Annotated in this window: 16 protein-coding genes; 4 read left to right on the forward strand and 12 right to left on the reverse strand. The window is 57.3% G+C overall.

The features are described 5' to 3' along the window. Positions 1-15 precede the first annotated feature (15 nt). From dpdD to QF031_RS14975, 12 genes are all read right to left on the reverse strand, one after another. On the reverse strand, positions 16-2,046 hold the full coding sequence (gene dpdD / locus QF031_RS14920) for a protein DpdD (RefSeq protein WP_307429688.1): 2,031 nt from the start codon (positions 2,044-2,046) through the stop codon (positions 16-18). Beyond that, positions 2,027-2,563 (reverse strand): phospholipase D-like domain-containing protein DpdK, encoded by a 537-nt coding sequence (gene dpdK / locus QF031_RS14925; RefSeq protein WP_307429691.1) that lies wholly within the window; start codon positions 2,561-2,563, stop codon positions 2,027-2,029. The genes dpdD and dpdK overlap by 20 nt, the downstream gene beginning before the upstream one ends. Beyond that, the gene (gene dpdJ / locus QF031_RS14930; protein WP_307429694.1) at positions 2,560-6,960 is read right to left on the reverse strand and encodes a protein DpdJ; all 4,401 of its coding nucleotides are present in this window, start codon (positions 6,958-6,960) and stop codon (positions 2,560-2,562) included. Before dpdJ ends, dpdK begins: the two co-directional genes overlap by 4 nt. Then, complete coding sequence (locus tag QF031_RS14935) at positions 6,957-7,637, reverse strand: hypothetical protein (protein ID WP_307429697.1); 681 nt, start codon at positions 7,635-7,637, stop codon at positions 6,957-6,959. Before QF031_RS14935 ends, dpdJ begins: the two co-directional genes overlap by 4 nt. Further along, a complete protein-coding gene (dpdH, locus tag QF031_RS14940; protein ID WP_307429700.1) occupies positions 7,624-10,632 on the reverse strand; it encodes a protein DpdH in 3,009 nt (1,002 codons plus the stop codon). Before dpdH ends, QF031_RS14935 begins: the two co-directional genes overlap by 14 nt. Beyond that, a complete protein-coding gene (dpdG, locus tag QF031_RS14945) occupies positions 10,632-11,465 on the reverse strand; it encodes a protein DpdG (RefSeq protein ID WP_307429704.1) in 834 nt (277 codons plus the stop codon). Before dpdG ends, dpdH begins: the two co-directional genes overlap by 1 nt. Further along, positions 11,465-14,077: a protein DpdF gene (gene dpdF / locus QF031_RS14950; protein ID WP_307429707.1), complete on the reverse strand. Its 2,613-nt coding sequence runs from the start codon at positions 14,075-14,077 to the stop codon at positions 11,465-11,467. The genes dpdG and dpdF overlap by 1 nt, the downstream gene beginning before the upstream one ends. Further along, a complete protein-coding gene (dpdE, locus tag QF031_RS14955; RefSeq protein ID WP_307429710.1) occupies positions 14,040-17,258 on the reverse strand; it encodes a protein DpdE in 3,219 nt (1,072 codons plus the stop codon). Before dpdE ends, dpdF begins: the two co-directional genes overlap by 38 nt. 393 nt (positions 17,259-17,651) lie before the next feature. Further along, on the reverse strand, positions 17,652-18,755 hold the full coding sequence (dbpB, locus tag QF031_RS14960; protein WP_307429713.1) for a DGQHR domain-containing protein DpdB: 1,104 nt from the start codon (positions 18,753-18,755) through the stop codon (positions 17,652-17,654). Then, complete coding sequence (dpdA, locus tag QF031_RS14965) at positions 18,748-19,995, reverse strand: tRNA-guanine transglycosylase DpdA (RefSeq protein ID WP_307429715.1); 1,248 nt, start codon at positions 19,993-19,995, stop codon at positions 18,748-18,750. The genes dbpB (QF031_RS14960) and dpdA overlap by 8 nt, the downstream gene beginning before the upstream one ends. Next, complete coding sequence (gene dbpB / locus QF031_RS14970) at positions 19,992-21,125, reverse strand: DGQHR domain-containing protein DpdB (RefSeq protein ID WP_307429719.1); 1,134 nt, start codon at positions 21,123-21,125, stop codon at positions 19,992-19,994. The genes dpdA and dbpB (QF031_RS14970) overlap by 4 nt, the downstream gene beginning before the upstream one ends. Next, on the reverse strand, positions 21,122-22,006 hold the full coding sequence (locus QF031_RS14975) for a hypothetical protein (protein ID WP_307429722.1): 885 nt from the start codon (positions 22,004-22,006) through the stop codon (positions 21,122-21,124). The genes dbpB (QF031_RS14970) and QF031_RS14975 overlap by 4 nt, the downstream gene beginning before the upstream one ends. Positions 22,007-22,116: 110 nt before the next feature. Between QF031_RS14975 and queC the strand changes: the two genes are divergently transcribed. Genes queC through folE2 form a run of 4 tightly spaced genes read left to right on the forward strand, consistent with a single transcriptional unit; the run spans position 22,117 to position 24,613 of the window. Then, positions 22,117-22,806: a 7-cyano-7-deazaguanine synthase QueC gene (gene queC, locus QF031_RS14980; RefSeq protein ID WP_307429725.1), complete on the forward strand. Its 690-nt coding sequence runs from the start codon at positions 22,117-22,119 to the stop codon at positions 22,804-22,806. Position 22,807: 1 nt separating this feature from the next. Further along, positions 22,808-23,443 (forward strand): 7-carboxy-7-deazaguanine synthase, encoded by a 636-nt coding sequence (gene queE, locus QF031_RS14985; RefSeq protein WP_307429729.1) that lies wholly within the window; start codon positions 22,808-22,810, stop codon positions 23,441-23,443. Beyond that, a complete protein-coding gene (gene queD / locus QF031_RS14990) occupies positions 23,440-23,823 on the forward strand; it encodes a 6-carboxytetrahydropterin synthase QueD (protein WP_307429732.1) in 384 nt (127 codons plus the stop codon). Before queE ends, queD begins: the two co-directional genes overlap by 4 nt. Next, positions 23,798-24,613 carry a GTP cyclohydrolase FolE2 gene (gene folE2, locus QF031_RS14995; RefSeq protein ID WP_307429735.1) on the forward strand — a complete coding sequence of 272 codons (816 nt, stop codon included), beginning with the start codon at positions 23,798-23,800 and terminating at the stop codon, positions 24,611-24,613. Before queD ends, folE2 begins: the two co-directional genes overlap by 26 nt. Positions 24,614-24,659: the final 46 nt, after the last annotated feature.

A 24,659-nucleotide genomic window follows, 5' to 3' on the forward strand; every position in this document is an offset into this window, starting at 1 on the left:
TTGGTTTAAGGGTCACTATGCGCCGAAGGCAATGATGCCTTCCTCAACGGCACGCATCATGGAACCCGAGCCACAACCATCGGCGTATGTGACTCGAGCACTTTGAGAGACATGACCCTGAATAAAAAGCGTGGCCGCATGCGTTGCCTTGCGGGTAGCGAGAACCACCAATTCAGCGTTGCGGGCGTGGGTTCGCAATGCATCGCTGCCGACCTTCGCATCGGACACGTGAAGCGTGATCGAGGGGTGAAGTTCAGCGACTGCGGTCTTCACTCGAGCAAGGACACCCTTGTCAAGGCTGTAAAGAAGAATCGAAGACGGCAGGACGGATGATGAGACTTCGGCGTCGATGGGCGCTACGTTCGGGACAGTCCAGTTCCAGCCCAAGGCGAGGTCGTCAGTCACGAGAGCGGCCACCGTGCGGAGCGATTTGGAAAGCCGGTGACGCAACGCGTGTAGAGGCTCCAACGCACTCGCGACGAACCCCTGACGGGCATCGCTACTCGCCGAGGGTGCGCAGACAACTAGGTCAGCGATGTCGATGGCCGCAGCCGCGGTGTCAATTGACGACCAGCGGCCTTTGAACCCAGCAAGATCCTGGAGCAACTCCCCGTAGGCGCGGACATCCGGTGCACCACGAAGAAAGATGCCAAGCAAGGCGCTTATGGCGCCCAAGTCACTCTGGGTGAGACGGTCGCCGAGTAGGTGCCGCAAAATGAGTTCTGCCGACGCCCTTCGTGCGGGTCTCGCGGGATCATCGGCATCGATGAAGGCGCCGAGTCCGGTGAACAACCGGTCGGTTAGGGACATATGGAGTTCTTGGATGGCGGCGGCGAGTTGCTCGTCGGATGCACCAGGTGAGGCCCATCCTTCCGTTACCTCCGAGGTTAGGGGCGCCTCATCGCCGGCAGCAATAGAAGCGAGCCATTCGCCCCATGAACCGGGTGTAGCGTTTGGCCGCGGAACTTCAACGTCCGGTTCCCGGTCGAGGTCTGAGTTTCGTTCGTCGTCTTGCCCGTGTTCCGGTCCAACTTCTGGCTCGGGCACCATCTCGAACTTTTGGCCAGGCCTTTCAGTGACTGGCTCAAAGTGAGCTTGCAGGACAGTCTTCAACTCTTGGCGAAGGTCCGCGGCCCCATTCCCTTCTGAGTCAACTAGTCTGTGGGCGAGTTCAACGTCGCCCCTGGCTAGGGCAACAACTGCGCTTGCTGTCCACGCGTCCGCGTCAGTTGTATGGGCAAGCGTTTCATCGACGAGCAGGGCAATGTCAACACCAAGCTCATTCATCTCGTCACTCAGGGACTGTGCAAGGCCACGCCAGTCTTTGCCCGACTTACGGAACCAGGCGCCGAGAATAGCTTCCCGGACTAGGCGCGGCGGCTCAACTGCCACGACACTGCTCAAGGAAGGACTGCTTAGCACTTCTTGGTCCGCGCCGAGTTGACCGAGCCGCCGAAGTCGGAGAAATGCAACATTCTCATGCGACAGTCCACCGCTATGCTCAATGCTTTCAAGGAGTTCAAGCGATGTTAGAGCCTGACCGGACGCGAGGGAGGTTTCAAAGTCACGGAGCAACCGACCGACCGGTCGTGGCATCGGACTAACGCGAGAGGGCCTTTGCTCAATTGTGTCGACCATTCGGCTCAGTGATCGAAATAGCCCTCGATGGGCCCGCGTGTTCGGTGGTCGGAGCCGGTACGTTGTGCCAGGGCCCGCCAAGCTGAGTATCGCCGCCTCGAACGGGTCGTCTTCATGCAATTGAGCTACGCGGCCGTCAAAATGACACCAATTATATTCGACCCCGGCGTTGAGAAGCATTCTGATGCGTCCTGCATGACTGCGCGACCAACAAATCACGTAGGTGTTGGACACCGGGCAATCTGCGTCCTTGCGAGGAAGCACCAGTGGCACCTCGCTCTTCTGGGAGAGAGCGCGAAGAAACCGCTCCAAATAGGCAGCGGAGGGATGCCGAGGATCCCGGTTGGGCCACACGGTGTTCGGCTCAGCGAAGACCGCTTCCAGAAAATCAGTGTCGGAAAACTTCATGAGTCGTTCCTTCCCACCGCACGCTGAGTTCGAGTCGATGCTTTGCGGCTTCGGCAGCATCCGCAATAAACTCCATGCTTTCCTCGTGCACATTGAGGCCGTTCCAAGTGAAGTTCATAGACCCCTTTAGCAGCCAGTTGTCGCCTGTGAGGATCTTTTCGTGAAGGTCTGGGCTCTTATAGATGCGAAAGTTCCCAGGTGCGCATCGGCGTCGTAGGACTTCGAGAAACTGCTCATTATGCTTATCGTCGCGCACTGCCACATTGATCCGGGCGCCGAGCCTACTGAGCCGAGCCAACACATCACTTAGTGTCAGTGCGCCACCTCCAGAATCAACGAGGATGTCATCGAATGCACCCATTTCGTTTCTGATGACGACTATGTCGCTTACCCACCCCGACACGAGCCATATTTCCCTACTTGGCTGTATTAGTTCGGACGCCAAAACCGTGCTTAGAACTTCGGTGATGGCAATGCCGTTGCGGGGACGCGTGCGGATTGCCCTGCTTCGTCTCATTGACTCCCCTCCACAAGTGCGATGTAGGCAATTAGATTTCTGCCTTGGCGATCGACTTTTCTGAGTTGGCCGTAAACGCGAAGGGCGCCGACATCGACGGGTATGGCCATCACCGTTCTTAGTGCATCTGAGAGTTTCTCCCGTTGCGAGACCGTCACTGACAGGCGAACGACACCATCACGAGAAATGGCTGCGAGATACAGCGTCTCCCAATCGTCCGATGACACATCCACGATCAGCGACTCGTCGGCGACTATGGTGCTCAGAACGAGTCGCTCACGCAACCGGTTTGTAGCAAATGGCTGCCAGTCGTCCAGGGCCACGTTTCGCGCAACAGATCCGCGCTGCCAAAGCGTAGCGAACGCCGAATCGGCATTGAGCGGTTTGATGCTCTGGCCGAGGCTTCCGCTGGCACCATGAAACGCGACGAGGCGCGCATCTAGTTCGACTCCAAGTTCTGACTCGAGCTCACGCCAGCGACTAGCCAGGAAGGCTGTTGCCGTGTCGGCCGCCCGCGATGAGCCGGGGCGTAACATGCGGGTGGCGATTGTCGACATAAGGAGATGGGACGGCGGACCGTCGTTCTCATCTAAGACCGCTCTAATTTCATCAATCGCATCGTCAAGTTCTGCTGAGGAGGAAGCAGCCCGATACCGAGAGACGGCACCCGCAAGCCTCGAGTCTTGCCGAGCCAGTTCATTCACGGCCCAGCGCATAGAGGCATCGACGGCCTCGTATTCACTCGGGCCACACACATTCGCAACGACCTCCCAAAAGCGACGTGGGTCAGAGGCATAGTCGCGTTGGAACTCCTCGAGTAGGCCGAGGCCACCCAATTCTGTCTCAGAGACGATGATCCGGAATTCATCTTGAGCCTCGTCCAATACAACATCAACAACGAGGTCCGAATCCTCTGCGCCTGGGACCCGTTGACGTACTGCAGCCAAAAGCGCGGATGCAAACGTGTCCAGCACAGAGCGCGTAAGCAGGTCCTCCGTCACGAGGGCAACGTCCGAATCGGCTAGGAGGCGAGCGTGTTCGTCCAGAACATCGTTGACTTCGGCTGTGTGGGCCAACTGCTCGAGTTCTTTAACTCGTTTCATCGCCGCTTCTGGAGCGCCCTCATCTGATCTGTAGATCGCCTGGAAGAAGTCGTCAACGGGCTTATACCAACCGCCGTTCGCGGTCTTCCGCAGCGCTATGTGACGTTCACCTTCGTCGATAGCGTTCCGTGCGTAGGCCATCAAGTACAACTCAGCAAGCGACTGCCTCACAAAGTAGTTGGTCCAGCCATCAAGACGTTTGTCTTCCTCGATGCGGGTCCTGAAGGCTAGGGTGCGCCATTCGGGGCTGGCCGCAAACTCTGCCAGGTCGAGGCTGCGAGCCACTCCGAGGTCGCCCCGCACAATGAACGCGTCAACTTCGAGTTCGAACCCCAGCGCAGCAGGCGTCTCATTATGGCTGTAGCGTATTGAATGTGGTTTCCGCGTGCCGTCGTTGTAGAGAATTTCCCCCTCTGAACCGATTGAGAGTCGCCGCACCGTCAACGGGTTCCCTGCTAAATGAAGTGTAAATTCGGCAGAATTAGCCAGCGGCGCCCACGGCGAGTTCGCGGGGAAATCGGCTTCGGAAGTGGCACTTTCTGGGAAAACAAATGCACTCCGCCATATCGGCGTAGCGCTGGAAGAATCGCGAATCTCCTTCGGGGGCGTTGTCAGCCGGAGTCGGATCGGACGAACGACTAGGTAAGTGGATCCGTCGGAAGTTGTCCACTCGCCTAAGTTGTGGCCCGCTGAGACGACGTCATAGAGGGGAAGGTCATTCCCCTCTATCGGAATAGCCATCCAGGACCTGTGGGAAGCGTGTCTGTAACCGAACCTACGGCTGACCCTTCCTGGCGCTGCCTCGCTCAGTGCCTGACGGATCGGCATGGAAGGGTCTTCATCGGGCTCCATCTCGGGTGGAAGATCGAACCCAACGTCTGGGCTGTTCAGCGCGTCGAAGAGCGCGGCCGTCATAAAGTCCGGCAGTGGCGAACCTCCGGGCCGAATGCGTTCCCCATCTGCACTCGTCCACTCTGATTCCAGGCCCTTCAGTGCCGTGGGCACCGCTGCGAGCAGCAACGATCGCGGCTCATCCCAGAGGATCGCTGCCGAATCTTCAGAGCTAACATGAAGAGCCCGTTGGATGAACTCCCGAAGGGAGGCCTGGTCCGCATCATTCTTAAGCAGCGCATCCAGTGCCCGAATGAGCAGCGCGGATGTTTCTGCAACTTTTGCCCTATCCGTCGGGGCAACGAGCAGCGACCGAACGTCAAGACCGAGTTTGCGATGCAGCCAGTCCAGCATCGCGTGTGTGGCTTGGATCTTGGACACAAAGCGATTTCGCGTCGGAAGGGACCGTGCGTCAATTTCCGGAACAAGCAACCGCTCGTAGGACTGGTAAAGGACACGATCACGGCCATAATCCGACAACACAACTACCGTGATTGGCCGCATGTCCAGAGATCGACCAGCCCGGCCCCGCCGCTGCACGAACGATGCCATGTCGCGAGGCGCCTTATGCTGCACCACAAGACCGACACGTGGGTCGTTGAACCCGACCTCGAGCGATGCCGTCGCCACGATAACGTCGGCAGCAGCATCAACGCCCTTGTCCTGCGAGGATGTTCTGCCAATCCGCAGCCCTCCGGGAAGGCGGCCTAATTGCTCTGCAACGTCCCATGACTGCCCCTCTTCGTAGCGCGCCGTCGCCTGCGGGTCTGAAGAAACGCGAAGATCGGCTAGGCGTGGTTTCGCGTTAGACCGATTGTTGAAGTAGCCCTCAGCATCCCGGAAGTCGTCAAATAGACGGTTCGTAACGTCAAGGTCATCAGTAAATACGAAGGTAGAGGAACCAAAAATCCCCGGCTCGTGGTCGAGCAGTCGAGCCCCCAGCATAATCGACTGGATCGTAGTTGATAGCAGTGATGTACCTGAGGCCGGGTCTCCACGAAGGACGAGACCGTATTCCCGGCCCGTGGCAACCAGCTCGCTCACGCTGGGGCCAATGACCTCAATGTCAGACCTGTTCGTGCCGATTAAGGTGGCGAAATACTCTCCCGCGTCCTTGAGGGTCGCTGACAGACCGACAAAAGTAGGGGCGGGCGACCCGAACTGCCCATTTGCGTGGCGCCACCGCCGCAACATGAGCGCGACCTGCGCGCCGTGCAGACCAGCATAGGTGTGTGCCTCATCGAGCAGAACCAGCCTTATGGAACTGTTTCCTCGCCACCCAAGCAGCCGGCCAAGTGCGGCGCTAGTGGAGTTTCGGCTAAGCATCTCGGTCGTGCTGAACAAAATGTCTGGTGGCGAGGCAGCCATCGACTTGCGAGTGAGTGCAATCTCGGCATGGTCGATTGCTGACCCGCAGGCACTGCAATTGAGGCGTTCCACCTGACGAGAGCGGTCCTGCTCTGTCCACACGAGATCACCCATGCACCCATCTGTGGGGCAAGGGAAATAAGGAGCGATCCAGCCGTCCTTCGAGGCCGTCTGCCGCCAGCCACGCGGAAGATAGCTTCCACGGAAGGCATTAGCGTCATACGGAGTGGCAGAGTACAGAAGGCCGATCTTAATAGGACGCGCACCCTTCGGAAGCGCATCGTTGGCTCTTCGGCACTGAATGAGTGCTTCGCGCGCCTGATCCCGAAGCAGTTCGTTTCGGGGGTACAAGGCGAGCGCCTGTGGAGTTTGGCCGGATGATGACCGATTCAAGGCAAGGTGGAGTAAGGCCGGTAGATAGAACGACAGGGTCTTTCCAGAACCGGTCCCTGCGGTGATTATCCGACCGACAGTACGTCCAACGTGGAGGGCCTCAATCACACTAACCGAAGCATCAACCTGAAAGCGGGCCAACTTCCGCTCGTCTATGACGTTCTCGGCAACTGCCTCTTGAACGGCGTCCCACCCCGGAAGGTGTTGGAGTCGATCGATCGCCTGAGACACCGAGGTGTCTCGCCGTGGATAGAGTCGGGGCGCGACACGCAGGCGGTAGTCTGCAACTAGCAGGGATCGTGAACGCCACCACCCGACGGCATCCTTGGCGTTCGGCACCCACAATTGACGAAGCCGCCGAAACAGTCGGAGGCCTTCAGCAAGCCGAGTTCGGTAGCGCGCCTGCATCACACTTGGCACGCGATGCAGAAGGCCCCCTTCCAGCAGATGATTCAAGTATTCGTCAGTCGCTGGTCCGGGAGTTCCGGAACGGTGATTTTGGAGAACCTGATCATCGAGAACACCCTGAACCTCGTCCTCGCTCAAAAAGCCGTCAACAATGCCCCAGGAGAGTCGAGGGAGTTCGAGATCCTCAAGCCTTGTAAGGAGTTCTGGTACTGCTGCCCACCTGTCCTCGGTCACACCTGCCTCCGGATGACGAATTGCGCCTCGATTGACGGGTCAGAGCGAAGGGCGGCAATATCTGCGTCAGTCAGCTCGCCGAGCGCAAGGCCAGTTGGCGACGTAAAGCGCTCGAGCACGCGGAGGACAGGTCCGCTCAATTCGATCTCGCCGAGTTCTTCGTTAACAAGTCGGTGCAGGCTGTTGAAAGCACTGACCTGCGTCGCGCTCGGCTGAAGACGCATCATCCCTTCGAGGCTGCGGACGTTGCGCTCTACACGGGCCCGGTCCTGCTGGGGAAGGGCCGCAACCTTGTGCTTGGGCAGTTCGTTCAGGGCATCTGCAGTCCACCTGATCCATCGACTCCGTGCTTCTTTTTCGAGTTCATCGATCTGACGAATAACAGTTGCGTTCACACGCTGCAGGCGCTCGGGTTTGGGCCGTCCTCGAGCCCCTGTCACGTCGCGGAGAGACACGAAGACCGAATCAATGTCGAGGGCAATCTCACGGGGAATATGGAGGTCATCTAGTGCGCGGCGAGTAGCCAGTACGGAACCCAACCGATCGACAGCGCCGGACAACTTGTCGACGGCCAATTTCACGCGTTCAAGGTTCTGTTTGTCGCCTTCGCTGTCGTGAGCCAACTTAGCCAACCGCTCCAGGCGGTTGGCTCGAGCCAGGAGTTCATTCGACATCACTCGGGCCTTCCTCTCGTCCAAGAATGCCTGCCCATTTGCTCAGCACCGCGTCTATGTCTTCATCGACGTCCAAGACACCCTCTCGCTGTTGTGACTCTGCGGCAATCAGGCCTGCATCCAGCCATCCCACTGTGAAGCGCAGATAGTTGCGAATGCTCACGGCATCACGGGCATCGATTCCGCCGATTGCTAGCGCCAGCAAAAGGCCACTCTTCCCTTCTACCTCGGAGAGGGCTGACTCAAGGCGTGTCACGGAACTGAAGTTTAGTGTTTTGGCCCGAGCGTTCGCTGCTACAACATCTGGCAACTTTTCCTTGACATACCCGTGTGTCTGACCGACCTCAGTGGCAGCGGTCACCGCGTCGACGGTAGCGGAGAAAGAGGTCCCGTCTGGGACCTGATTTCGGATTTCATTCACGGTGTTCTGCCAGTCAGCAATCTGTAGTTGAGCGCTGGCTTCGAGAGTCTCGCGCTTCCGTTCGGCTCCTACAGCCCAATCCGGCAGTTGATTGAGGTCAGGTAGAGTGAGCAGCTTTCTCGCAGCCTCTGCGATCTTTCGTACTCTAGGGTCGTCAATGGCGTGAACCGAACCCGTCGACCCCTGGCTCGCTCCAACAGCCGACCTAAAAGCCTCAACGACTGTTTTCCGTGCAGCGAGATACGAGGCCTCCGCGTTCTTCCACGCTTCGCTACGGGTGGTATCAGCCCGGATGTAGTCCTGGCCGCTCCAAAGCGCTGCGGCGACGTAATCAGTGGCCTTCGGTTTGGCCGGCATCTGACCGCAAAGAGCTGCACCCGAGATCAGCGAGGCTGCCACCGCAACCAGCTTCTCCGTTGCGAAGTCACTCGCTGCGATGACCCGAGCAGATATTACTTCTCGATGCTGGTCGGCAATTTCACGAAGACGCAGAAGTCCTTCTGGTGCCGAAGCGGGGTTGTGCTGGAACTGCAGCAGAGTCTGAAAGAGCAGCGCATTGGCTGGCGTCCGAGCAAACCACACGATGGGTTCGACGACTGCGGCACGATTTTCGCGGCTATCCTCGATCGAGACTGTTTGGGAAATCTGCGTTCTGTCCGGCACCGCCTTTGCAAGGGTAACCGCGCTCGGATCTTTCATGACAGGATCGGACCAATCAAGACCAGCGACCATCGCTTGGCGAACGATACCGCGAATCTCACGTCCAACGGTCTGCGGCAGCGGACTCCCCTTCGACCAGTTGTCGACGTCCTCTAACTGCCTGCGCAGGGTTGGATTGATTGGACTGGGCTCAACAACTTGGGGGCCCAGGGGTGGCTCAGGCTTATCAGGTCCTTCCTGACCGTCAGTCTCGAGATCAGCAGCGGGCAGCGAGAATGCAGCATAGATGCCCGGGTGGACATTGGTCGAGACGTCTCCCCAGAACTGCAGTGTTGCGAGGTACCGGACCTGATCGAGCCCTTCATAGCGCTCATCCAACGCATGACGGACAGCAAGTGGCAGATCTGGCAAACGATTTGCCACGGATTCATTTGTGTCTCTTGCGCGGTCCTGACGCAGGAAATCAGGCGAAGGGAACCGTCCCTCTCGAATCGCACTGGCCTCGTTGGTGAGCAAGGGGCGCACTACCTTCGACAGGACCGTGCGAGGGTTGAACAAGTCTCGGCGGTTCGGGTTCGCGGTTATCTTTATGGCGCGGCGCAGGGCTGGTTCGTTGTAGGGATAGAGACCGTGACCGTCTCGCGTCGCCCCGAAGGTGGCGTGGCACTCGTCACGAAATGGGCAGCCGTCACATGCATTGAGTGGCGCAGCGCTTGCCTCGATTTTCGTTTTGCCCAGCCGCGCCGCGTTTAGATAACGCCCCACGAAGTCGAAAAGTTGAGAGCCGCCGTCTTCTACGTTGTCGATGCTCACATCAACGTAGTAGACGGGGGAACTTGCTTCCGCACGAGTGCGGAACGTGTCGTCCAACTTGTCGTAGTAGCCGGATGTCACGGCCATCATTGTTCGAACGGTAGCGTATTTCTCCACGCCTCCGACAACCCCGACTTCAACGATGGCGTCGAGCAGGTCACGCCTGATGCCCTGGATGATCGCAAAGTCCTCGATAAGCAGAATGATTTCTTGTCCTACAAGTTGTTCGCGGAGTTTCATGAACGCGCGCTGGACAGAGCCGACACCTAGGTCCGCAGCTCTCATCACTGCCACGTCCAGGTGCTCATTCAGCATCTCAATCGCTGCCGTCTGCAATTTTGTATCGGCGCTGAGTCGCTTGAACATCAAGCGTGCTGCAGAGCCGGCATCGAGGATGTTTGCGTGGTCCGCGATAGAGAGCGGTAGGTCTTCCACCGTAAAGGCAGGAGGGATCTCCTCTTCGTCCTCGCCCCGCCCTCGAAGCGCGTGGGCTGCTCGCTTCGGGACGAAGGCCCCTGGACGCAGAAGATAGTCACGGAATAACGGGTCATGAAGCAAAACATAGAGTCCGCGTTCGCCGACGAGTACTTTCGTAAGGAAGTGCTCAGCCTTCGCCTCACGTATGGACTCTGCCAACTCGTCAAGGATTCGGCGCTCCAACTTCTCTGGGTCAACTGACTCCCGTAAGCCGCCCAGTTGGCTGCGGATTTCATCGAATGCCCCACCAGTCTGGCCCTGAAGTAGCTCTTCAAGAACGTCCCGCAGGCTGGTGCGGGTCTTCGGCAAATAGATGACTTTGCGGCGCCCCGGGATGGGCTTTATACGAGCCTCTGCCCAGCGAACGAGGTGTGACTTTCCTGATCCCGATTGTCCAAGAACAGGCGTAATTCGGACGCCTTCTTTCGGGACACTGTTGAGGAATTCATCGAGGAAGTCCTCCTCGGTGATTGATTCTCCAGGTTCACCTGGGCCAGCCTTGCGGACCTTTAGCGGAGTGTGGGTGGCCAGGAGCACTGCCTTCGAGGGACTGGCTGCCTCGGTCGGGATGGTGTTTGCCACATCGTCTGGACGCCAGCACACAACCTGGTTCATAGCGAAAGTCATCAGTTTCCTACCTGGAAGATAGTGACGTGCGAGAATAAGGCCTCATCCGCGGCTCCAGCACCTGCAGGCAATCGAATGAAAGCTCTAGAGTCGGATCGGTTCTCGAATCTGAGTCTGCCGCTCTGCTGAAGTGAACGGAACGCGTAGGCAAGCGAGGCTGGAATGGTCTCAACTGACTCAGTATCGACATGGGCAAACACTGGCAACTCTGACTTGATATGTCTCACAAGGTCCTGAGCTTCAACTGGAGTGCCGGTAGCCAAATGGCCGCGTTTAGAGCTATCAAGTGCGTCCTTGACAGCCGGTGTGGGGTCTACGGAAAGGCCGCCGCCTTCGAGAGGCCATTCACGGCCAAACCCCAGGAAGGTTGCCCAGTACCTGAACGTATTCCATCGAGTGTCGTTGGTGAAGAATCCGCCCAGTTCCTGATCGGCCCGCGTGCGGTCGTACGCATCTAGAGGCGACTGCGATAGCAACCACACGACGGCTCGGGTAAGGTCCTGCGGCATCGGTTCATCCGTGACACTTGAACCGAGGACACCCTCACGCAACCTCCGAGTGAATGATTCCAGCGAACCATCAACTGACGCGGACAGCATTGGCCCCTCTGACTCCCCCTGTTGGGCGACGTCTACCAGTCCGAATTTCAATAGCGCGTCGACGGCACGTTGGACATGAGCGCCTTTACCTGGAGTCTCGTCTCTCATCGCCAAAGGGCAGACCGCGTCCTCGAGTTCCTGCTTCGCGAGTTCTGGAGTTGCATGCAGAGCGCGGTACGCCACCCACATGGTTCGTGGCAGGATCGCCACAGGGCTGATGTTCAACAACTCCATTACAACTCCTTCAAAAGAGCGGCTGCGTCGATTACCGCGTCTTGCAGATCGGCGAACTTCATTTCCGGACGCACGGGGTGCTTTAGATCCTCGTGGCCAATCAGGTAGGTAGGCAGACCGAGATCCATCCGCTGCAACGCGATTTCCGGAACGCCGTCGCCAACCACGACGACGATACTGTCCTCGAGATACCAGGCGAGCGGCCAAACATCCCGGCTGTCGTCATCAACGATAATTGGTCTGCTCCCAACTGCGGCCTGGAGTCGCAGTCCTTCTTCCGAATTGAGCCCGTAATAGACCTCGACACCAATTCCAGCCAACCGTCTCAGGAGATTAAAGGCGTTGTCTTGTCCAGACAGGGTGATGAAGAGGGCTGATGACTTTCCGCGCCAACTCCGGAGGGGATCTACCGCTACACGACGACCCGGAAGGCGTGGATAGCCGAACTCGTCTCCGGCGATGCCTGTAGCGGCATCGGGATCAGCGCGGCACGAGGGACAACTGCGGCAAACTGGGTAAGTAGTAAGACGCCCACCATCATCGGTGCGGACCTCATAGTGAGCCGCGAGAATGCGTCCAATACATTGACTAGCCCCTATCACCCTAGAAACCGCGTCAAGCGACGCCGCTGACTTAGCGCGTGCACCGACACGCTCCACATCCATCGACTCGGTCCATTTCTCCCGAGAGAGGAGGGCTCCGTCGACCAACTCGAAGTCAATGAGGTCATTTGCTGTTTCGAGAAATGCGTCGCGTAGTGCTTGTACCTGTTCGGGGGCCGTTTTCTCGGGCGGGCACCATGTCGGTGTCCGAAGCTTGATGATTCCTGCTTGGGCCATCAAGGTCAGCGTTCGAATGTTCCATTGGGCACTACGTCCGTAGCCCTGATCCAGGTACGTCGGTAACGCACTCTTGCGCACGCGGAAGCGGAGATTGCTAGCTCCCTCAACCTTTTCAGCGGTTTCCATGAGCGCTCTCCAGCGAGTCCACCCTTTGTCTGATCCTATGAAGGTAGCCCCAGCCAAATTCGCGGCTACTCGTCGATCGCGAGGCCCGGAATACAGGACTGCCACCGTCGCCCGCCCGTCTCGTCCAGCACGGCCTACTTCCTGGTAGTACCGGTCAACGGATTCAGGCATGCAGGCATGCACAACAGTTCGCACATTGGGAACGTCCACGCCCAGTCCGAACGCAGACGTGCCAACGATCACGTCAAAACGGCTCGGCGCACTCATGCCTTCAGCGGTAAGCCCCCTCCAGCGTTCGACGGCCGTCTGGCGATCCTCGTCAGAAGACTTACCAGTGACGACGCCGATACGCGCCATTCCCAACGACCTTAGACGGTCAGCCCATTCGTTGGCGTCGCTTACCGTGGTGGTGTAGAGGATAAGGGGTTTCGGGAGCAAAGAGACGGCATCGATGACCGCTGCATGCTTCGTCTCGTCGTCGTCGAACTGATGCGTGAAGTATGCAGGTTCTGTACGGAGCGCCGAACCCCAAAAAAGTTCAAGGTCCGACCCGTCATACGAGAAGAGACGAGTCAACTTATCGACTTGCCTCTGCGCGACGGTGGCGCTCATAAGCAGGATCGATGGTTTGCGGTCCTCCGGCGCAACCTCAGACGCCTCGAGGGCCAGCCCTGGCAGAACCTGAAATTCCGGCCGGAAGTCATCCCCCCACTGGTCAACCAGATGCGCCTCGTCAACGACGATTTGTTGGAGAAGGCCACTTTTCGCACAGTCGAGGATTGCACCGCTCAAGCCTGAGACGAACGCTTCTGGACTCGTGTAAAGAATGCGTTGCTTGCCTGATCGGATGGCTTGTCTTAGCGCTCGCTTTACATCCGGATCGAGGCTTCCGATGTACGCGTAGCGGTTAAGCGGGCTCAGTTGCTTTTTTTTGATCCGTGCTTGCTCCCGTGTCCGGCGCTCCATATCAAGGGCTAGAACGACAGTCGGAACGACAACGATCGTCACACCCTCCGAACTTAGGAGCGGCTTGGACCATACCACGGCGGTCTTACCCCGACCCGTCGGAAGGGAAATAAGTAAAGGCCTTCCGTCCCTCGTCACGCCCGCACGCGCCGCCTGTTGCTGTGCCACGCCCCGATAACTCGGATATGCGTGGGCCATTCTCCAAAAGGGGTCAGCCGGGATACTTGTTGGATCCAGAGTCATCTCGCCCCTAAATACATCAGCTATTCTTGCCCTGGCGATAATGCGGGCCTGGTCTCCTTCCGCGACGCTAGGCTCCCAATGCCTGGCCGTTATTCGGAGCAACTCTCCAGCAACGTTGAATGCGTCGCAGTGAGCATCCTGCCACTGCTCCGCTGTCGGCCAGGGATAAGAAGCCGGCACAATCAATTGCGGCGTTCCGCCAAAGGAAAAGTGGTCAGTGAGCAGTGTCTGCCTAACCAAAGTCGCGACGTCTCGCCAGCCGGTCGCCCTCTGTTCGTTTCCGAACCCTTGCAAGGCGTCGAGGAGCCTGCGACAGGAATCTCCACCATGGAAATCGGCAAGGTTAGCAGCATCAGGCCAATGTTCGATCGCCGATTGTGCTGCCGCCAGATCGGCGCTATGCAAAGTGCTCCCACCCTTCCGCAGCGCGCACAAGGCAGGTCACGGCAACATTACTCACCACTGGATTTTCGACGCCTCTCTGAACGGCGCGCCCGATCGCTATTTCAAAGTCCAATGCCTCAGGATCGGCGACCATTCTGGTGGCAGCCGAGCGGGCCCGACTGCGGGCTACGTTCACTTCAGTTTCTGCAGCAATTCGCAGTGATGCTTGTGCACATGCCTCCCGCAAAGCAGTCGTACGCAGCAACTCGGCACGCGCTGTCTCGGCTGCTGCACTTGCCACACGGGAAAGGTTTCCCGTTCCTACAAGATTGTGAAGTGACCTGATCCGGGCGGGGTTCAGGTTCTTGTCCCGGGGTTCCGCGAAGGGCGCGTTGAGGAAATCTAATTCGTCCCGTGACTCAACCATTGCCATCGAACTCGTGTCGATCCATATTCGGCGCTCAAATGGAGACAAAGCCCAGTCACAGCGCCGCATGGCTGTCGCGTGGTGCCTCCGCTCGCCACCGAGCAACTGCATAAGCGGCTCAGGGTTCGCTTCCACTTGATAATCGAAGGCGAAGTAAATGAGAGCATCGCCGCCCCAACGACGATCAATGCGCCACAAAGCACTTGCCTGACCGCGGTCATCTAATTCGAGTACTCGTTCGAGTCCGTCGATGAACGGGTTCCCCCGTCGAAAGAGGCGCCTTCCCGGCGATACCCGCCATCGATCAAACCCGCCAATCCGGGAATTCTCAGCTACCTGCAGGAGGGTCGCGAGTCGGGGGCTGATCAACGGTTCTTGCCTATCATCTATCGAGAATCGAAGGCTGCCATCCCATTGACGCTCCTCGAATCGGAAGCCCTCGTCGAGCAGGGTCCGAAAGGAAGTCGCAATCCCTGCGTGGCATTCGTCATACCTAGAGATGTTTTCCGCAAGCAAGCCGAGTTCTTCGGCCAACTCCCAACTGGACTCAAGCGCATCTAGTTCGTTGATGCGGCGGGTTTCGGCAGCGATAGAGGCGCTTGTCTCTTCAGCAAGAGACTCAAACTTCTCGATACCCTCGCCAACAAGTACTTCCCAAGCAGTCGTTGCCAACTCTTCTACTACTTCTTGCTCAGCAGAAATCGAGCGTTCAAATACTTTGAACCCCCGAGACAGCAACCGAGCCCATGCCGTGAGGATGCCGTGGGGGTTGCTGTCAGTCACCACCAAGCCCTGAGCAGTCGCGTTGCGCCCATACCTGTCCACGCGCCCGATGCGTTGTTCAAGGAGGTTTGGACTCCACGGCAGGCGAGCGTGCACCACGAGGCTTGCGTCCTGGAGGTTGCGCCCTACATCTCCTGACTCGTCCAGGACTAGGACACCACCGCGCCTGCGCCATTCGTGAACTGACTTTTCACGTTCCTCATCGGACTGGCTAGCTAGATGCGCAAATGCAGACTTCCGACCGCGCAAAGATTCTTGGAGCGTAGCTACCAAATCTTTCGCAAACGTACCGTGTCCGCAGAAAACGACCACTCGTTGGGCCGGTTTTGAGCGACCGATGATGGTCGCTGCGAGGGCGTCAACGGCATCGATGGCAGTTGGCTCTGCGAGGACTGCGAAATCATTTTCAAAAGGAAGAGTAGGCGCCGCCTTCAAGATTGCCATCTCGTTTCTGGAAAGCGATATCGGAGGGCCCAAGAGCCCGGCCCGGTACTGAATAATTTCCGCGAGATCCTTCAACGGTCCACCCAGCCGAGAAACGAGCAGTCCCCCGACAGCTCCGTACTTCGAGGAATCCATTTCGTTGTCCAGAACATGCACGCTGCATTTAGCCAGCCATTCTTCAACGAACCCAGCAGCCGTATCTACTTCTTCCGATTGGAGTCGGACGAGTCGCGGCTTAATCCTCCCAGTCAGCGAGAAAGGCGTCATGATGCCTTCATCGTCCAGGCGTTGCTGCAGGACGTTGTGGCGCCTGTTCCGTATGACCCGCTGATGTAAACGGTAAGTTTCGGACACGTGGGCACGTACCGCTGCAGTCCGTCGTTTGAGCAACTCTGCGCTAACCGGCGAGAAGTCGAAAGTGGCCATCACTTCTGCCACTAGCTCGTCTAGGAGCACGTCATTGGGAACTTGAGAGCGAAGACCGTCCAATTGATATTGGAGGTACTCAGGGTTTTCGGGGTCAGGCTCCTCGTCCAATTGGTAAACCGCATAGGCCAGTTCGCTTCGTGCTTTAAGAAGTGCTTCAAACTCCGCCTGCCGTTCCCAGGAGAAGAGATCACCGTCGAGTAGGTGGAGCAGGGCAAGGTGGGTGGTGCTCTCTTGAGTGAATGGCGTCGCGGAGAGCAGCAGGAGCCGCGCAGCACTCTTCGCCAGCTTATTGAGCTCCGCATATGTCGGATCCAAGGGAGACCCATCATTAGCGAGCAAGTGTGCCTCGTCGACGACGAGAAGATCAACGTTCATCAACCGCTTCCAGCCGGATAGATCGCTGTGGCCAACGACGGCTACTCGCCTTCCGAAATCACCGATGAAAAACTTGTCGCGAAGCTCGGACCTCCACTGTTCAATTAGTGAATCCGGCGCGATTACCCCAATCTTCCGCTTAGGGTCGTCAATCAAAGTTTGACGGATAACAAAGCCAGCTTCGATAGTCTTTCCCATCCCGACTTCATCCGCCAGTAAGTATCGCTGGATAGGATCGCGAAGGATTCGGAAGGCCGCCGCCACTTGGTGACTATGCATCTGCACACCGGCCGAGGCTATACCAGTGGTGGACGCAGCGGACGCGCGATCTTGAAGAAGTAACGCCCGTACGGGCTGACGAGCGTCACGGAAACGGGGAGTCTCGTTGCCTCCCGCCAGAAGAATTTGCAGTGGATCTCGTGGTTTCTTGTCCCATCGAACGCGAATACAAGCGATCAACACAAGCGTGTCTTGAAACGTATTGGGCAGCCGAACCCAGTACCCCGCACGGTCTTGAGAATCGGTGGCCGCTGCAATTATCCGCCCGGCGCGCCATTGCAGATCTTCATCCTGAAAGAAGACACGAGTCTCGCGTTCAAGCTGGACAACCCTTAGTGACGTGCGTGGTACAGCCCTCACCCCTACCGAAGGCTCTGCCACCGACTCAAAGAATTCCACTGTCGCGGCGTCAGCACGAAGGCCTGTCAGGCGACCGATGCCCGGCGCACCTGGGAAAGTGACATGCTGGCCGATGCCCAGCCTGTCGGTGGTCATGGACTCAACTCGCGTTGTCGCGAAACGACAGGTCCCAATGCACGCAATTGCACGCGCTCCTTTGCTCTGCTGCGTCCCCCAATTGGAAGCCCAAGGCGTCGCAGCCGTGCCGCCTCAGAGTGCTGCAATCTAACCACCGAGATGCGACTTTGGCATAATTGCCACACTGCGAAGCGTCCAAACTGTTTCAGATCTTCAGAACTGCCTCCTGGAGCAAACTCGGGAAGTTCATGCTCGTGCCTGAAAACTATCCTCCTATGACGGGCAATGACCGGCGGAGCCACACCAGATGAAGCCCTGATGCGTTCCTAGGGAGTAGCCCGGTGCGTAGGTTTCACCAGTTACTTACGTACCAACAGGTGGAACATTGGCACCCTACAGGAACGTGAAACTTCACCGGAGCGCCCTGAGCAGGTGGTTAGTCAGGAGGCTCACATCGCTGGGCGTATTCTGAAGGCCGTTCCACCGCCTTACATTGTCCGGTCCGAAATCCCATGTTCCACTTGTCCAGGCAACGATTGGCTTGAGCTTACTAATAGCCTTCTCAAGATCAAGACCAGGAAGTTCAGCGGCAGGAACTCCTTCGGTTAGGGAATCCATCACGTAGCCCAAGGACTGAATGCCCGCCCCATGTGTCAGGCGCGACTTTAGCGGCGGCAAATTCCAGGCTTCGGGGAAGGCTGCCTGTACAACGGTCCAAAAGTAGTTGAGGTGCAGTTCAATTTGCTGCACGTCCGCTGAACCATCGGACGGATCCCGATACTGGTAAAGCGCGCCCTCATAAAGACTATTCTCAATCATCTTCAAAATGCTGTTGTCTTTGATGTAGCCATCGGGTGTGGTCGGGGTGGAAATTCTTCCGCCGAAAGGTGTTCCAATTTCCTTGGCCGATGCGTTCAGCCGGGTCATGATGAGGGCAGGCAACTGTTTGCGGGCATACGCAACAGGAAGATGCCCTGTTGTGTCGGGCAAAAGCTCGTGTATGAGGCCCTTTGGCAGGGGCTTTGTGTTGTTCACCAGGATGAACTGGGAACGCTGTTCAGCCTCACCGTGCGCTATAAATCCGACGGCAGCAACCGGAAACTGGGCAAGATCAGCATCCCGAATGGCCGCGCTGCGCTGCTGACCGTCCACCAGCCAGGCTGGCTTCTCGTCGTCGGGCAGCGCCTCATCCACCGGGATGATCAGTTCGCCAACGACCGAATACGATAAATCCCCCACCGGTGCACTCGGCTCAAACTTCACGCGTTCATCAAAGGCCAAAACGATGGCGTTCGGAAGGAGAGGCGAGTCTGACTCTAGATAGCGGCGAATTGCTCGTATGTGGCTCAGGACCTCTGGCCTCTGGTAGCCCTGCAACTGGTCGTCGTCGCGGTGAACGCGAGATACTGTGGCGAAATCGTGAATGCGTTTGCCGTCCACCCCAAAACAGTAAATATGCTGTGCGCCCTGCTGGAGTCGGATTGCCGGCAGCCTCATCTCGTAGCGGTCAGCCATGGTTACTCCTTGTTGTGGACGTGAGCACGTTGCTCTTGAGTTTTTTCATTTTGTTTGCCAGTACCGACATGTTGTGAAATCCTCGGCGCTTATTTCTTTCGGTCCCTCGAAAGATCGCGATTTCTATGCCAAGGGTTTTGCAGAGCGAGCACTCACACTCGTTCCAAGGGGCAGCAGTAAGTGTGCGCTCGTACTCCGCTTGGTGGCTTCTGTTGACCTGACAGATCGTTTCGTAGGCATCAAGTTCTGCGATGGCTCGTTCGATGGCCCCAGCACTGCCATCGAACTCGCGTAGGACGCGAAGGCAGACTCGTTCCTGGGCAATTGCGTCCTTTTGGGAGACTCTGCCAGCCAGTATCGCGCGCTTCAGTGCTGGATTTCCGTCAACCTGTGGAACGCGCAGTGCAATGAATGCGTCGTTCTCCGTATGAAAATTATTTCTATCGTCCATAAAGGCTTGTCGGAAAGCGGATGTACTGTCGAAGCTCGTAACCCCAAAGTCGCTGAACAAATCCATTGATTCCACCCGCGTGACGCCAAGAAGGTGCAACTCGGTAGTTGGAAGGCGAACCTTATCAATCTCCTGTAAGCAGTCCAGAATGTCTTTGGTCTTCAGCGGGACCATGCCGCCTAGGGCAATCCGCTGGTAGCCCATTTTCTGAAGCTGTTCGACACTGTCAGCAAAACTTGTAGGGCTCCAGCCCTGGGCAGCACCCACTGGTTGGAGATTCAGGTTCTGCTCTGACACCTGTGTTATGAACTCTTCAGCGAGACGAAGGGTGATTCGACGGCGTTCCGCCCACGCGGGATCTACATCATCCAATGAGGCCAAAGGGTCGTATCCGAAAATGATGTGGTCGACACTTACACCCGCGTCAAACCCACATCCAATATAGAAGTCTAGGGTCTCCTCGACCGTCACTGGCGGCACCAGTTCATCCACGTAATTGAAGGCGCCATTGTCACCCAGTGACTCAACACCCTTGGGCAGCCGAAAGAAGCGCTCAACTCCTAACCTATACAGGCGAGCTCTCTGCGCGCTCGTGTATTTCCCCGCACCCTTCATCGCCCCGTCGACGATGGATTTGCTCACGAGAATGCCACTATAAGGCGGAGTGTCCAAAATTTCGTGCGCGTAGAGATCGTCTCTCTGCCTCACCCGCAGAGGAGAGTATTCATCATGCTGGAAGTCATATGTCGGACTGACCAAGTCCTGGCTATCGGGAAAGTAGAACTTCACTTCATGGCCGCCCGGTTTGCCACGTACGCTCTCGCTAAATAGTTTGAGAGTGCACTGATATGCCTGGGCGTGTTTTGTAATTCATCCCAAGGCAAGCCCAACTCTGGCCATACGCCCTTGGTCCAAAAGCAATTCGCTGCAATAATGCCCAACTCTCTTTCGGCGTCTTCTATTGCAGTCGGCGAATTCACATCGACATGGGCCATCACCCGTTCCATCAATCGGCCCATAGCGCGAATTCCGACCCCGCCCATTAGTCGGGATTTGGTGGGCGGCAAGCCCCAAGCGTCCGAAAATGTATTGCGTACGGCAGTCCAGTAGGTGATCAATACGTCCCTGATCCCCTCCGTGTCAGTTGTTCCCGTTGCGATGTTTCGGTACGGAAACAACACACCAGACGGCGATTCCAGAGACTCCTTTAGGGCTTCGACAAGACCGGTGTCGGTAACAATGGCCATCTTCTTGGCCTCGTCAGTTGTGGAAGCGCGTTTGATAAGTCCCGCAAACGGGGAAAGTGGGTCCTGATTCAACATGTCAACTAGGGCTGAAGGAAGTTTCCGGGTGGGCATGCGACCCGACGGCACACGTGTTATGTCTGGCAGCAGTTCCGTGACCAGGTTCACGGGCAAAGGTTGTACTGTGTTCACTCGCAAGAACTGCTCGCGCTGTATCTCCAGGTTGTCGGCAACGAATCCGGCTATCGGCACTGGTAGTCGGCGGTTCTTGGTCCGGGAAAGCGCAAGGCTCCGTTGCTGTCCGTCGACAATCCAGGCAGGTCTAGGACCGTCTTCTCCCTGGCTCAGTGGAATCTCCAGGGTTCCCGCAACAACGAGACCGTCACTGGTGGTCGGTCCGCGGCTGGACTTGAAGCGCACCTCGGGAGGCAACGCCAGGATCAGTCCGTTCGGAAAAAGAACGTCGGCGCTATCCAGATAGTCTTGAATTTGCTTTACATGCTTTTTCTTTTCAGGGCGTTGATAGCCTATAAGCTTGCCAGCTTCATCGCGTCCTATGCGCGCGACCGAGGCAATAAGATCCACTTCTTCTGCAGCCAGCGCAAAAAGATAAAGCGGTGTGTCCTCGTTCTGAAGTACCTTGAGGCACCGCCGTTCCAACCAGCCCTCGGTCATTTGTCCTCTTTCTCTACAGCACTGAACAAACCACCGAAACGTCGCTGCTCGCAAGCCAATCCGTTGTCCCTCAGTATCCGAAGCGCAGCCGTCTTTCTCATCGTGGGCTCGCGTAGACGCACTTCGCGAATAAAGGCTAAGACGTCGTCGTCGGTCATAGGCTTGCGTTCGTATACCTCGGGACGACGCACCTCATCCACCCAAGCCCGCCATCGGCCATTATTGCGTTGTCCAACGAGATTCGGCGAATCAAGCCTGGCGATCCACGCGTTGGCGGTCCTTACATTGAGGCTGCCCGAAGTACCCCCAAGCTTCCCTCGAAGTGCAGCGTCAGCTGGAATCCTCAACTCCCCTGGAACGTCCTTTGAACCGCCAAAAATTACGACGTCGTCCCGTCCTTTAAGTGCGGCTAAATCCTCGGCCATGGCAGAACTGTAGGTTTCGGAAAGAACCATGAGCGTTTGTCCCTCTGCATGTTCGACCAACCCTTTCTGTTCCTGGGTGATAAGTTTCCACCACGCCCTGATGTCTGCCGCGTTGCGGCCTACGGTATCCGCATGACGTGACGAAAACGTCGCGGCGTACGCGGGCCACTCTTCGTCGACGGGCACCAGCCCCAAGCCTGCTGAAGCAACTAGAACACTAGGCTCAAAACCGACATCACGAAGAGTGCGCTCCAATTCAAAGGCTTGCTTCCATGCGTCACCCTGATACAGGCGCCGCAAGCTTACGCGCGCGGTCTCCTGGCGAAGTGCAGTACGCCACTGTTCAACGCGCTGCGATTGGTGCCCATCGGGAAGGTTCTCTACTCGTAAGCGTTCAGCGGGCGTCAGAGACTTGCGGTCGGTGCAAGTTACGACCACCGTTAGTTTCTCTGCCACACCACGTACCCTTGCTCCTAAACTGCGAATGTCTTGGACCTACTGTATCGTGTAGTTTCATCGCAGGCACGACAAACGGAAACTGCTTGCGGAGCAACGAGAGGGACGGCATGACAAGGAAAGCTATAGTTCTCCTGAGCGGAGGACTGGACTCGACGACGGTCCTAGCGCACGCGAAGAGCATCGGTTTCGATCCTTACGCCCTCAGCTTCCGGTATGGCCAACGTCATGCTGTCGAACTGGCCGCAGCCAAGCGCGTAGCAGAGGCCCAAGGTGTTGCGGACCATGTTGTCTGCGATATAGATCTGCGAGTGTTCGGCGGCTCCGCCCTCACATCAGACGTTGAAGTTCCAAAGCACTCGTCTGTCGACCAAGTAGAAGAGAATATCCCGATTACTTACGTCCCGGCAAGGAACACAGTGTTCCTCTCCTTTGCGCTTGCCTATGCCGAGGTAGTAGGGGCGACCGACATCTTTATTGGGGTGAACGCTCTGGACTACTCCGGCTACCCGGACTGCCGCCCAGAATTCATTAAAGCCTTTGAGAGCATGGCCAACCTGGCCACCCGGGCCGGGGTTGAGGGTGGAGCAATCACCATCCACACGCCCCTAATGGACAAGACCAAAGGCGAAATCGTCCAGATGGGCTTGGCCCTTGGCGTCGACTACAGCCTGACATCTTCTTGTTATGACCCCGACGAAAGTGGCCGATCCTGCGGGCACTGTGATTCTTGTCTTCTCCGGCTCAAGGGGTTCGCGGAGGCCGGCAGCAGCGATCCCATCACTTACCAGGGCGTGTAGCTTGAACTACAAGGTCAAAGAGATCTTTTACACTCTCCAGGGCGAGGGTACACACGCCGGCCGACCGGCCGTGTTCTGCCGCTTCAGCCTGTGCAACCTCTGGACGGGCCGCGAAGCGGACCGCGCCCGGGCCATCTGCAAGTTCTGTGATACGGACTTCGTAGGAACGGACGGTGAGGGCGGAGGAAAGTTTGAAACCGCTGAAGACCTTGCTGATGCCGTCGAGGCTGCATGGCCTGCGGGTTGGACGGAAGACAGGATGGTTGTCTGCACCGGTGGCGAACCGCTCCTGCAATTAGATGACGCAGCAGTAGCAGCGTTAAAGCGTCGCGGATTCTACGTAGCAGTTGAGACAAACGGCACTCGGGTGCCGCCCAACGGCGTCGACTGGTTATGCGTGAGTCCCAAAATTGGTGCGGACCTAGTCGTTACGGGGGGCCAGGAACTCAAGTTTGTCTATCCGCAAGCAGGCGTCGATCCCAGAATCTTTGAAGAACTGGACTTCCAGACGTTTCGGGTCCAACCCATGGATGGCCCAGACGTCGTCGAGAACACCCGGCTTGCCGTCGAGTTCTGCTTGGAGCACCCCAACTGGCAACTGAGCATGCAAACCCACAAGTACTTAGGAATCCCATGACCTTCTCCGCCGAGATATACCGCGAGTTCACATTTGAAGCGGCTCACCGACTGCCGAACGTTCCTGAGGGACACAAGTGCAGTCGCCTGCACGGGCACTCGTATCGAGTCGAGGTTCATGTCACCGGCGCAGTCGGCGACGACACAGGGTGGGTGCAGGACTTCGGCGACATTAAAGCTGCTTTCAAGCCTCTGGAAGATCAACTCGACCACAACTACCTCAATGAGGTACCGGGTCTGGAGAATCCCACAAGCGAGATTCTTGCTAAGTGGATCTGGACCCGCCTGGTGAGCGTGCTACCCAATCTTTCCGCGATACAGGTGCGCGAGACGTGCACCTCGGGATGTATCTACCGTGGAGAAAAAAGCAATGCTGCCTGACGTACAAGACGAAGTCGACGTCCGGGGCATTGCACTGGATGAAGTGGGAATCTCAGGGCTCAGGTATCCAACTGAGTTTACAGACGGGACAACGCGACAGGCAGGCATTGGCTCGTTCGATGTGCTGGTGACTCTTCCCTCAGATCGCAGGGGTACGCACATGAGTCGCATGGTTCAGTTGGTACAGGAGCAGTTGGCAGTCATCGATCCGCGAGAACTGCCGCTGGTTATGAAGCATGTCGCAGCCAGAATGGACATCGACAGGGCACTCGTTCGGGTTGCATTGCCAGTAGCCACTACCGTCGTCTCGCCCGTGTCTGATCTGAAAGCGCTACAGACAAGTGACCTGCATCTGTCAGCCACCATTGACACGGGTTCATTTCGGCTTACCACGTCGATAACTGCACAGGTAACCAGCCTTTGCCCCTGCAGCAAGACCATTAGTGACTACGGTGCCCATAATCAACGCAGCGATGTGAAGGTATCGGTCTCCGGAACGGACAGCGACCCATACCCCATCAACATCAAGGATCTTGTCGACCTTATCCGAGCAAGCGGTTCATGCCCTGTCTACCCCGTCGTTAAGCGCCCCGATGAACGAGCCATCACTATGATCGCCTACGATAACCCGGCGTTCGTCGAAGACATGGCCCGAGACATCTCGCTGGAGTTGCGCGGAAGAAACGTCGGCCACAGTGTGCAAATCCGCAACTTGGAGAGCATACATAGCCACGACGCCGTTGCCTCAGTTTCATGGGCTCCCCCGCCGGCCTCGACTGTCCAGACATAGTCTCTGATGCCACAGCGCCAGACACTGCCGCAAGTGCAGCGTCTGG

The sequence above is a fragment of the Pseudarthrobacter defluvii genome, assembly GCF_030816725.1.
Taxonomy (GTDB): Bacteria; Actinomycetota; Actinomycetes; order Actinomycetales; family Micrococcaceae; genus Arthrobacter; species Arthrobacter defluvii_A.

Excerpts from the sequence above, each read along its gene's own strand:
- dbpB (WP_307429719.1), bottom strand. The coding sequence starts at position 21,125 with ATGACCGAGGGCTGGTTGGAACGGCGGTGCCTCAAGGTACTTCAGAAC.
- dpdE (WP_307429710.1), bottom strand. The coding sequence starts at position 17,258 with ATGACCACCGACAGGCTGGGCATCGGCCAGCATGTCACTTTCCCAGGT.
- dpdK (WP_307429691.1), bottom strand. The coding sequence starts at position 2,563 with ATGAGACGAAGCAGGGCAATCCGCACGCGTCCCCGCAACGGCATTGCC.
- dbpB (WP_307429713.1), bottom strand. The coding sequence starts at position 18,755 with ATGGCTGACCGCTACGAGATGAGGCTGCCGGCAATCCGACTCCAGCAG.
- queC (WP_307429725.1), top strand. The coding sequence starts at position 22,117 with ATGACAAGGAAAGCTATAGTTCTCCTGAGCGGAGGACTGGACTCGACG.
- queD (WP_307429732.1), top strand. The coding sequence starts at position 23,440 with ATGACCTTCTCCGCCGAGATATACCGCGAGTTCACATTTGAAGCGGCT.
- dpdH (WP_307429700.1), bottom strand. The coding sequence starts at position 10,632 with ATGACTTTCGCTATGAACCAGGTTGTGTGCTGGCGTCCAGACGATGTG.
- dpdD (WP_307429688.1), bottom strand. The coding sequence starts at position 2,046 with ATGAAGTTTTCCGACACTGATTTTCTGGAAGCGGTCTTCGCTGAGCCG.
- dpdG (WP_307429704.1), bottom strand. The coding sequence starts at position 11,465 with ATGGAGTTGTTGAACATCAGCCCTGTGGCGATCCTGCCACGAACCATG.